7 protein-coding genes and 1 pseudogene are annotated in these 11,537 nt (G+C 44.7%); all 8 read right to left on the bottom strand.

Annotated features, from left to right (window positions below; translation table 11 throughout):
* Positions 1 to 142 (bottom strand): annotated as a pseudogene (locus tag BACCELL_RS27430) (MFS transporter); the annotation flags it as partial.
* Positions 143 to 155: 13 nt separating this feature from the next.
* Positions 156 to 2,420: a GH92 family glycosyl hydrolase gene (locus BACCELL_RS15055; RefSeq protein ID WP_007212730.1), complete on the bottom strand. Its 2,265-nt coding sequence runs from the start codon at positions 2,418 to 2,420 to the stop codon at positions 156 to 158.
* 25 nt (positions 2,421 to 2,445) lie between these two features.
* Positions 2,446 to 4,455: a glycoside hydrolase family 97 protein gene (locus BACCELL_RS15050; protein WP_007212729.1), complete on the bottom strand. Its 2,010-nt coding sequence runs from the start codon at positions 4,453 to 4,455 to the stop codon at positions 2,446 to 2,448.
* 111 nt (positions 4,456 to 4,566) lie between these two features.
* Positions 4,567 to 6,510, bottom strand: a complete 1,944-nt coding sequence (locus BACCELL_RS15045; RefSeq protein ID WP_007212728.1) for a BT_3987 domain-containing protein — start codon at positions 6,508 to 6,510, stop codon at positions 4,567 to 4,569.
* Between the two features lie 30 nt (positions 6,511 to 6,540).
* On the bottom strand, positions 6,541 to 7,707 hold the full coding sequence (locus BACCELL_RS15040; protein ID WP_044154039.1) for a DUF1735 and LamG domain-containing protein: 1,167 nt from the start codon (positions 7,705 to 7,707) through the stop codon (positions 6,541 to 6,543).
* Positions 7,708 to 7,715: 8 nt separating this feature from the next.
* Entirely contained in the window at positions 7,716 to 8,714 is a 999-nt protein-coding gene (locus BACCELL_RS15035; protein ID WP_007212726.1) for a glycoside hydrolase family 18, read from the bottom strand.
* 21 nt (positions 8,715 to 8,735) lie between these two features.
* On the bottom strand, positions 8,736 to 10,352 hold the full coding sequence (locus tag BACCELL_RS15030; protein WP_007212725.1) for a RagB/SusD family nutrient uptake outer membrane protein: 1,617 nt from the start codon (positions 10,350 to 10,352) through the stop codon (positions 8,736 to 8,738).
* A 4-nt stretch (positions 10,353 to 10,356) separates the two neighbouring features.
* Positions 10,357 to 11,537: membrane protein (locus BACCELL_RS15025; RefSeq protein WP_044153902.1), on the bottom strand; the 1,181-nt coding region annotated here is incomplete at its 5' end.

The following is an 11,537-nucleotide window of genomic DNA, read 5'->3' as shown; positions in this document are numbered from 1 at the left end:
TCCACAAAGCAATCTGCGCATCATCGATGCCCAGGCCTTTAAACATCAGTACAGATACCATATTCAGCACCACAAAGGGAAGCCCCATAGCAAAGTAGACGGTGGGTACCCAGGAAATCGGATTACGACTATTTCGACTCATACCTATTTGACTTTTATTTCAGCGGTTCACCGCCCATCGTTAATTCCAGAGTACCACCGTCTATCATATCTTGATGTGCAAAAAAGGGCGCATTCAGTTCTTTACCATTCAGGAACATCTTCTGCACATACTTGTTCTCGCGACTATTGTTATGTGTTACGATGGTGAAAGTCTTCCCGCCTTTCAGGTGAATGGTTGCTTTATCAAATAAGGGACGGCCAATGGAATACACAGGCTTACCGGGACACACCTGATAGAATCCCATCGAATTAAGGATAAACCACGCCGACATCTGACCGCAGTCTTCATTGCCCGACAATCCATTCGGATCATTGAAATAGAGTGTGTGCAACACCTCGTCCACCAATTCCTGCGTTCTCCAAGGCTGACCGACATAGTTATATAGATGTGCGATGTGGTGGCTTGGCTCATTTCCATGCGCATACTGCCCTATCAGACCTGAAATGTCAACGGATACCGATTCACCTTCCATAGCCGAAGGAGCGATGAACAAAGAGTCCAGCTTGCCGATAAAAGCCTCCCGGCCTCCCATAAGATCTACCAATCCGTCCACATCATGAGGCACGAACCAGGTCCATTGCCAAGCGGTACCTTCACAATAATCATCATTGCGGTGATTGGAAGAACGGGGATTGAAAGGTGTACGCCAGTTGCCTTCACTGTCCAGTCCGCGCATGAAGCGGGTGGAAGCGTCGAAATAAACCTGGTATCCTTTGGCGAATGCGGCATATTTTTCCCGATTAGGGCCATCACCCAGAGCTTCCGCCAATAGCGAAATGCACCAGTCATCATAAGCATACTCCAATGCTTTGGCCACCGATTCGTTGTCTTTATCGCAAGGCACATAGCCTATTTTATTCTTCCAGTATTTGGCTTGCGGCATCAGATGAGGCAATACCAGCGGAGGACACAGGATGCCGATAGTGTCATATTCCGCAGCACGGATGCAAGCCTTGTATGCGTCTTGCACATCAAAATCACGATAGCCTTTTGTGTAAGCGTCAGCAATAATGGATGCGGCATGGTAGCCAATCATGGTTCCGGTATAATTGCCTGCAAGTTCCCACATAGGGAAGATGCCGCCTTCGCGCTGCTTCAGGATGAGCGAACGGATAAAAGCCTGATTCAAATCCGGATCGATAATCGTCATTAAGGGGTGATAGGCACGGAAAGTATCCCACAATGAGAAAACCGTGTAGACAGGATTTTCCACACTGCCTTGGTGGGACTTCAGGTCCATGCCCAGATAGCGTCCGTCGGCATCCGTAAACAGATTGGGTTGCACACCCGTATGATAAAGTGCGGTATAGAACATAATCCGCTGATCATCATCGTTGGTTTCAATATCTATTTTCGACAAATAATCGTTCCATGAATTGCGGGCGGCACTGCGCACACTGTCAAAGTCCCATTCGGGTATATCAGCCTCCACATTCCGGCGTGCTCCGTCCATATCCACGGCAGAAACACCTACTTTCACAAGGACTTGTTCACCGGCTCCGGTCTGAAACTGCAACAGCGCTTTAGCTGTGGGCAGCAACGGGCCACCTTGGTCCAACGCCATAGAATCGGTCACCAAAGTATAGGTGAAAGGTTTGGAGAACTTGGCATAGAAATTAATGTATTGGTCGAAAGCCCAATATACCGTCTTCTTACGCCCGCGTATCTCGGTGTCGCTGATTACTTCCAGCTCCATTTCTTCATTCGTCTGGCGTTGCAGACTGTAATCCAGGTCAAGGATGAATCCCGCATCTTCCGCTTTCGGAAAAGTATAACGATGAATAGCCGCCCGCCGGGTAGCGGTCAGTTCGGCCTTCACTTTATAGCGATCCAGAAATACCGAATAATAACCGGGTTGGGCCGTCTCGTTCTCATGAGAGAAAGCGGAAGCATAAGCCATCTGCTGACTCTCCTCTCCCATCGCATGATAATCTTGCCTGCCCACGGTAGGCATCAACAATACGTCACCATAATCTCCACAGCCCGTACCGCTGAGATGCGTATGCGAAAACCCGTTAATGGTAGAATCTGCATAATAATAACCCGAACAGGCATCCCACTGATAAATGCGTGTATCCGGACCGGGCTGTATCATTCCGTTAGGCACTATAGCCCCGGGATAGGTATGTCCATGTCCTCCCGTACCGATGAACGAATTGACGTACGATGAATAATCCTGTACCTTCGGGGTGCAACCATACATCCCAAGCAACAGAACTCCACCCGCCATTATGGAATTTAGTCTCATATTTTTCATATCTCAATAGTATTACATATTCATATCAAAGTGGCATAAAGGTAATGGCCTGTCCGCCCCCTTTCGCCATATTCACTGATAAAATATCAGTAGCGGTCACTTGCTTCTCTATGATTTCATAGGCCGTAGGATTCGTCACCCAGTCAGCATCCTTGCCATCGGCATAGATGACCGCCCGGTACGTCTTATCCTTTTCCAGAAAATCCAGCGCGACAGTGACTTCACGGGCTTCCTCATTCGTAGCTGCACCCAGGAAGTATTTCTCTCCTGCCCGGCGTACGATAACCACAAATTTCCTCGGCTCACCCGCCAAAGCTTCCGACCAGTCGCAATCAGCATCAAAATCACGGAAAAACTGGAAAGCTGGATGGCCTTCATAGTTTTCAATCATATCGGCAGCCATCTGCAAAGGAGAATAAAGTATCACCCAGTTTGCAATTTGCTTCGCCAGCGTAGAGTTTATACGGCAATCTTTGCTGTCTTTCATATTCCACTGCTTGCGATAAGGAGAGTTCTTGGCACGCTCGTACATGATATCGAATATGCCCGGCGTATAATCCATCGGTCCGGCAAGCAAACGGGTGAAAGGCAACATGACATGATGTTCCGGCGGAATACCTTCGCTCCAAGCATTCCATTCCATGCCACGGGCACCTTCACAGGTCATCATATTGGGGTATGTACGTCGAATTCCGGTGTCCTTGATGGGCTCGTGCACATCGAGGGTGGTATGATATTTCGCCGCGGTTTCTACAACATTGCGATAATGACGCACATTATACTGCCCGTGATGATTGTATCCGTCGGGAAGTCCGCCTGCATAACCGGTTTTCACAGAATGAATGCCCAGATCAGCATACCATTTATATGACTTATCCAGTTGTTTCTCATAATTTATAATATTGCCTCCCGTCTCATGGTGTCCGATAATCCCGACTCCTTTTTCCCGGGCGTAGCGGGCAATTTCCTCTATATCAAAATCGGCATACGGACGGGTATAGTCGAACGTCTGAGAACCGCCCCAGTTTTCCCAACCTTCATTCCAGCCTTCATACATCACTGCTTCGATGTTGTTGGCCGCTGCAAAGTCGATGTACCGCTTTGCGTTCTCTGTTGTGGCACCGTGACGATCATTTATCACCCAACTTTCCACTCCCAGATGCATTCCCCACCAGATACCTACATATTTCATCGGACGTATCCAGTCGGTAGTTTCCAGCGCACAGGGTTCGTTCAGATTCAGGATAAGACCGGAGTTGATAAGCCCGACTGCTTTCGGGGCAATCTGTATGGTGCGCCAAGGTGTCTTAAAGCTTCCTTCGTTGAAGCGGGCTTTTATGCCGTCCGGCCAGGGAGCCAGTTCGGATTTAAAATTGCAGTTTCCCGTATTCTTCAAGGTCATCTCCGGAAAATCAGTCAATGCAGCTTCATGGATGCTGGCATATAAACCTCCGGTTTTGAAAGTCATGGGAGTATTGGCATTGTCTATCCGGCTGACAGGCTGTGTACGATATAGCAACTCATAAGTATCATAATTGGCAGGTATGGACCATGAAGTGCCATCCTGTGCTATATTGAACGCAGTCAGTTCGTCCGTCACCAGAATACTGTCAGCTCCGGGAACTTCATATTCATAGCGAAATCCCAATCCATCATCAAAGATGCGGAAGCGCAGGGTTAATTTGGTATTTGTCGTATCGGACAGGTGGACAGCCATTTCGTTGTAATGGTTGCGGATGTTTTTGTTTTCTCCCCAAGGCTGCGTCCAGATTTCGTCATGGGTGGTGAAGCCGGTGTTTACGACCTTGAAACCTTCGGCAAGATTCACTCCGTCCTTGGCTGTGAAACCTAACATGGAGGGCTTGATAAACAAGGTATCTCCAATATTTACCTGATAAGCTATCCTACCATTATCATCCAGAGTGAGGGCAAGCCGAATATGACCATCAGGCGAGGTTACTTCTGTCTGTTTAGGAGAAGTGCAACTTATCAAAAACCAAAAGGACACAATTATATATATAAAGCGTTGTTTCATATGTTTGATTGTATAGGAGAAGAGTAGCTACTACTTATATCATTGCGAGCCTCATCCTGGTGTCAGCATGAGGCTCGTTCTGACATATATAAAATTACCACTGTTTTACTTTTATTTCTTAACCAGCGTATACATACCGCTCGAATGTGGATTCTTCAGTTCTTCCACTGCATTATAGGTATCACCGTCCTTTGTGAACAGGCTGAAACCATAGCGTTTTCCCGAGTCATACATATAGACAGCTCCGCCACTCATAGATGTTTCAAGAACGAAAGCGTCGTCCGATGCTGCCATAGCAGCCCAGGCAGCACCGCTATATGTGGCACGAGACATGGCATAAGTCGTGCCATCAGCAGTACCGATGACCTGAGGAGAAGGACAAAGAGCTATTCCTCTGTCATCATAGTTCATAATGAACGGATATGTACCGGTAATATCCTTACCGTCCCAACCATAAACCTTGTAACTTTTTCCCTGAACATCCTCGGTAATAGTGATATCGAAAGCTTCTGCATTTGTCCAATCCCACCACTTAGGAACATCATTTTCATGATAAACATACAATGCTGCGCCCGGAGTTACTGTCCACTCTCCTAAATAGAATTCATAGCCGGGTACAGAACCTTTTTTGGCAGTCAGGTCAGTGCGGGTGTAATAATTACCGGTCCACGATACATTCTTGTTCCAGAGCTTCGCAGCCACCTTGTCGAAATAGGATTCGTACATACGGCTTGAACCCAGATTGTAGAATGCAAAGTATTTATAACCACCATTCACCACATTATCCAGATGAGTATCGTTCACACTAATCTTATTCAGATTTCCACCATCCTCACTCACTAATGTAATGGCATACGGTGCCTGAATTTCTTTCGGTATATCTTGACCGTAATAGTCACGGAATGCCCCATAAGTACCATATACAGAGTAGTCAATCAAATTTTCCAAACCGCTGCCTATCGGATGGTCGTCAGCAGTATACCAATAAATTCCGAATGTTACATCCTCTTCTTTTGGCATGATTTTACGACATTCTTCCAATAGTTTCTTGTAATTCTCCGGCGTACATTCGCTTTCGCTGGATACTACGCTACCGGAAGTACCTTTATAGTTACCTTCAGCATAAGAAGAATATTCATCATCAAAGTCAAACCCGTCCAGACCATAAATGTCGATATATGCTTTCAACTCTTTTGCAAAGGCTTTAGCACCTTTTTCATTCAAACTACGCATACCGGCATCATCGTGATTACCCAAGATAGATAAGTGAACCTTGATACCTTTTTGCTGCAACGGACGGATAATCTTGTCGGCATTTGCCAACACAAAAGATACCTGATCATTACAGAAAATATACGGTCTGCCATCACTATCCAGATTGATATTGGCTGCAAAAATACTGACGATATCAAAGAAAGGAACACCATCTACCATATATTCACCAGCATTCAACGGACTTTCATTGTTCACCTCTACATAGACCAGATTCTTAATATCACCCTTCGTAGCAGGATCAGGAGTTACCCCCAGATTCTCAACCAAATAAATGTAGGACTGAGTATTGGAAGACACCTCCACACCATTGCCGGCTGTTGCCGAAATGGCAACGGCATAAGTGGTGCCCACTGTTCCACCGGGATTGATATCCAGCTCCAGTGATTCGGATCTCTTACTTCCGGCAGCAATCGTCACCTTACCGCCATTCTCCAAGGACAACTTGTCCGTGGGGTACATCTGATAATTCGTACTATTGGCGGCATTATAAGCGGCCAACGCATCTGCATCAATTTTGAAAGTTACCTGTACATCCGTTTCTGCATTCTTACTCAATTCAAAGAACAAGTGACCGGCACCGGCTTTATTGTCCTTGATGGCAATAGTGGTCAGTTGCTTTGCTCCGGCAGCCGAACGCACACTACCATAAGTTCCGTCAACAGTCTCAAAGATATTATCGTTGCCTGTTGAGATGGTGAGGTCGTCTTCGCAAGCTGTAAATACAGCTCCGAACAATAGCAACGACCATGCAGCGATTCTTATTTTATAACAATGTTTCATAATAAGCACTTTTAATTAGATTAAGGGTTATCACTTTTTTGCAGGGAGTTCTACATCTACCCAAGTCAATTTAGCGGATGCTGTAGCATCATTTCCGCTGTTGCTGTAATCTTTGATAATATCTGCTCCGTCATCAAATTTCCAGTAGGCCACCAGATTTTGAGCATCTTCACTTACGGCATAGAAATGGTTTTCGGCATTTATTTCATCTTGAGTCAGCACTCGGTTCCAGATACGTACTTCCGAGATGTCGGCATCCAGAAAACGTTCGTTATTATAAGAGTAACCAATCCAGAAACAACGTGGTTTGCCGTCCGATTCATCAGAATGAGGTATACCCCAGTTTACCGGACCATACGTAGCATCTGTAAAATCACCTACAAGTTTGCCATTAAAATAGACCCTAATAGTTTGTGCTTCCGAATCGTAAGTTACAGCAACATGTGTCCATGCATTCAGTGGAGCTACCATTGAGCTATTCGTAAAGTTTCCCTTGCCTGTTGCTATCTGCAATTGATTAGAAGGTACGCCCGAATCACCGAAACGGAACAAGAATTGTCCTTCGATACCCATCAAAGTATTCAACTGGTTCTCAAAGCTATACGGATGAATCAAAGCTTCAGCCGTCATCGTCTGCATATTTTGAACAACATTCGGATTTACCCAGTCTACATATACATTATTTTTATTAATATTCGCTACTTTATTAATCAACGCAGCACCTTTGAATACATAATAAGATGTATTCGACGAGCCCAGCACATTGATACTTGCATCAACAACCGTAACCGGCAATACATAGGTTTTATTGAGGTCTAAGCTGCCGAGTTCGGTAAAAGAAACTGTGATTGGGGTCGATTTCAAAGCACCGGCTGCAATTTTTCCTTCCGTTGCGCTGAAACTGTAGTGACCTTCCGGGAGCATCTCCATATCACTGACATAATAAGTGTCCTCATATACGGAAACCAAACTTGCATCTGCTTTTATAGTGAAGGTGATATCCTGTTCTGAGGGTTTCGGAATAGACATAGAAAATTCTCCTGTGGCATTTTGAGTAATTGCCTTTACAAAAAACGTGGTCGGAGTCTTCGAGGTCATGAACAATTGGTTGTCAAAATTCTCCGTATCATCGGCACAACCGGAGAACATACCGGAAATCAGTGCCAAGGAGATAAAATAGATATTCTTAAGTTTCATAATAGTAATCATTTAACGGGAGCTGGATTCATTATATCAATCGCTTCTTTCACATAGGTGCAAGCACCACTGGTAGAGTAATAGTCATTCTGGACATTATAGATGGCAATGCCGGCTTTCTCATATCCAACAGCCTCTACAGTGGCCCAATAGGCTACCTCGCCCAATGCACGAGTACCATCCCAATATCCTGTCTTCTTATCAGTTGTATCATAAGAAATCGTAGACACAGCCATAACAAAACGGTCACTCGGAACCCCCTCCTCTAAGGCATTGTCCACCAGCAGATTTAACTCGGCAGCAGTAGTTGCACTTCCACTGTCCAAAATGATGTGCTTACAACTATTCAAGATGTTTTTGTCAATCAGATTCTGCGGTTTTCCTTTGAATGCAAAAAACTTATCTGCATTAGCTGTTTTCCATGTATTGACTGCATTCAGAAAAATGTTCTGTGTTGTCTGATAAGTTGCCAAATCAGTTACTGACATGAATGCCGGATTTTTTCCGGAAAACTCTGCAATCAGTCCGTCATAGTTAGGCAAATAGGCAAGCTGTGTGGTAAGTTCCTTTTGCAGGTAACTATCAAAAGCTTCCATAGAACCGCTTCCATCTGAAGCCAAATCATCATAAGCCGCCTTTATAGCATCATAACTAATGGTATAAACAACTTTCGTTCCTTTCTGATGAACAGTTTCTATATCAGCTTTCTCGAAGTCGGCTAACTCGGGATACATCATTGAAATAACATCAATACTGTCCGACATATTAGTAATGTGCTGCGCCGGACTATAAGGCGCCTTATTACTGTTATCGAAATAGGCATACACTACTTTATGCTCAGAAGCTTTATAGGCGGTCAGGTTGTTCAGGTACTTTGCATATGCTTCGGGGTTCTGATCTTTTATAGTAGACTCGTTGATGGAAAGGCTCTCCACATCCGTACAGGAAGCCAAAACAATGCTTGCCAAAACGAACAGACCGGTAATAGGTTTTATTATATTTTTCATAACTTATCGAATAAAATAGGGTTATCTGATTTTGGAATTACAATCCCACCATACACGGGTAGCATAATTGTCCGCACCTTTCAGGTAGCTTGACACTGCAGCTTCCACATTCGCCTTATTGCTGACATATTCGTCAGTGGGGAAAGGCATACGACGCGCTCCTAATTCATTGTCGACTACACCACCGCTCTTGTTTCCAGCAGGATCCGCAGGAATCAAGCGAGGATAGCCTGTACGACGGAAATCCGCCCATGCTTCGTTTCCAAGCATCCAGTTGGCAATCCATTTCTGGGTAATGATACGCTCTTGTTTCACATCCGGCGTATCTCCTTCATTCCATTTCACAGTAATGGTAGACAACTGTGAGCCATAACTGTTGGCTCCGGAAGGATCGTCATATATACCGGGCTTACTGGTAGCATTGTTTATATAATCAACTGCACTTCCGGCACCCCATTGTTCAAACGACAGTTCGATACCTCTTTCGTAGAAATCCTTTGCAGTACCACCCATACCGGTAAAACCAAATACAGCCACAGCCTCAGCGCGCAAGAAAGCTACTTCAGCAGCATTCATCCACATAATAGGATCACTCTGACCTACATTGACACCGGAATATTTATGTGCATCCGCACCCAGCGTAGAACGATTAATGCTCCGGCGAACACCTACATATTCATAACCAGTCCATTCGGACGGAACGAAGTATTTGGAACGACGAGGATCATTATATCCATTCATATAGCAGATGATGTCGGCAGCCGCATGTGTATCACCACCGGTGAGACAAGCATGGTCCGTAGCTGAATTATAGCGGGTTGCGGTATAGAGCGGATTGACAATCGAGCCGAAATAACTCCACTTGGCATTATCATTATTTGACTCAATCACTCCCCCCTGTATAGCTTTCTGAGCTTCTTGTTCAGCCAGTGTCTGGTTAGCATACACAATACGCATAGCGAGGCGTAATCTCAATGAATTGGCAAATAAAATCCATTTGTTGATGTTTCCGCTATATACATAGTCGGCAGTAGCAGCCAGGGCAGCTCCGGGATTATCATTCAAAGTAGCAATTGCTTCATCCAATTCGGTAAAGAACTGCTTGTACACAACTTCCTGCGAATCATAAGGAGTGGTAACAGCACCGTCCAGACCTATTTTTGAATAAGGAATAGGGCCGTAAGTATCCGTTACGCGACTCATGGCAGCTACCTTAATAATCTTTGCAATGGCAAAAGGGACAGGATTTTCAGTCTTTTCGGATATATTTTGAACCGAAGTCAAGTTAGTAAATAACTGTGGAATGAGTTTGTCGGACTTCAAGAATACATTAGTCCAATTATCCGTAGCATTAAAGTTCCCAATCGTATTTCCCCATCCAGTATTGGTATCCGAGAAATAACCGCCCATCGGTCCACCCAACAAGCAGTCGGTGAACTGTGCCGTATTTACGTCCGAAGATACCACGCAACTGGAAAGGTTGTTCATTGCCGACCCCAACATATAGTCGTCGGCTTGCATATCATCAGTTCCAGGTTGATAAGGATTCGAGTTAATGTCCATATAATCACCTGTACAAGATACTCCGGTAAAAACCAGTGTTCCTACTATTATTTTATTAATAATACTTCTTCTCATAACATTAAAATTTAAGAGTTACACTACAACCGAAATTACGGGTAGAAGGCATCATGAAATAATCGACACCCTGATAGAAATTGTCAGTGGATGCTACGCTTTCAGGATCGAACGGAGCTTTACTATAAATCATCCACAAATTACGTCCTACAAGCGAAATCGTCAGGTCACATACATTATTGAACATCTTGCGAGGGAATGTATACCCGATAGAAGCTTCCTGCAAACGTACGTTTGTTGCCGAATAGGTGTAATACTGCGCCACTGCGTCACCACCACCTATAGCACTATACCATGATTCCGGACTTACCCGGTCTCCTCCATTCACCGACACATATCCTAAGTCTCTTGCCGCAGCCGTAGCCTCTGATACGCCGAATTCATCCAAAACAGCTTGTGTACGTGAGAATACCACACCTCCCAAACGGGCTGAAATCATAAATCCCGCATTAAAGTTCTTCCAGGAGAAGTTATTGCGCCATGCCATATTGGCTTTCGGCAATACGCTTCCCAGCTTGATCCATTCATCCGAGTTTTCAATCTTTTCGGTAGTCACGTTGCCATTCTGATCTACATACACATTGCCATTGGCATCACGCTTCATATCTATATTAGAATAGATATCTCCCATAGAACCGCCTTCCTTCAACAGGAAACGTGCAGAGCCCAAACCACCCATATTCAATGTAGAAATAGAAATCACCTCATTGGTCACAGGATTAATGGCATTGTCTGCCAAAGTCGTAATCTTGTTCTGATTGGTAGAGAACGTATAGTTGCTGCTCCAGGTAAAATCTTTCCAAGTATTTTCATATCCCAATGCCAGTTCGATACCCTGATTACGCACAGCACCCGTCTGGATATACAACGCAGAATAACCGGATACTCCCAATTGAGGATTGAATGTCTGGTTCTTGGTAGTTGTATTATAGTAGGTCATATCAAAATTGAAGTTTTTCAAAAAACGCAAAGTCAAACCGACTTCCCATGATTCTGTACGTTCCGGCTTCAGGTTGTATACCGGATACTGGGTGGTGTTACTCCACTGCCCTGTACTTTCATTCCATTCGTAACGAGGATTGGCTATGTATCTCTCAAATGCCGTACCTACAGAAGCGAAAGAACCACGCAGCTTCATGAAGGAAAGATAATCACGATTCAGATTAGGCATCAATTCAGACAACA

The organism is Bacteroides cellulosilyticus DSM 14838 (genome assembly GCF_000158035.1).
Lineage (GTDB): Bacteria > Bacteroidota > Bacteroidia > Bacteroidales > Bacteroidaceae > Bacteroides > Bacteroides cellulosilyticus.
This window is presented reverse-complemented; position numbering and strand designations above follow the sequence as displayed.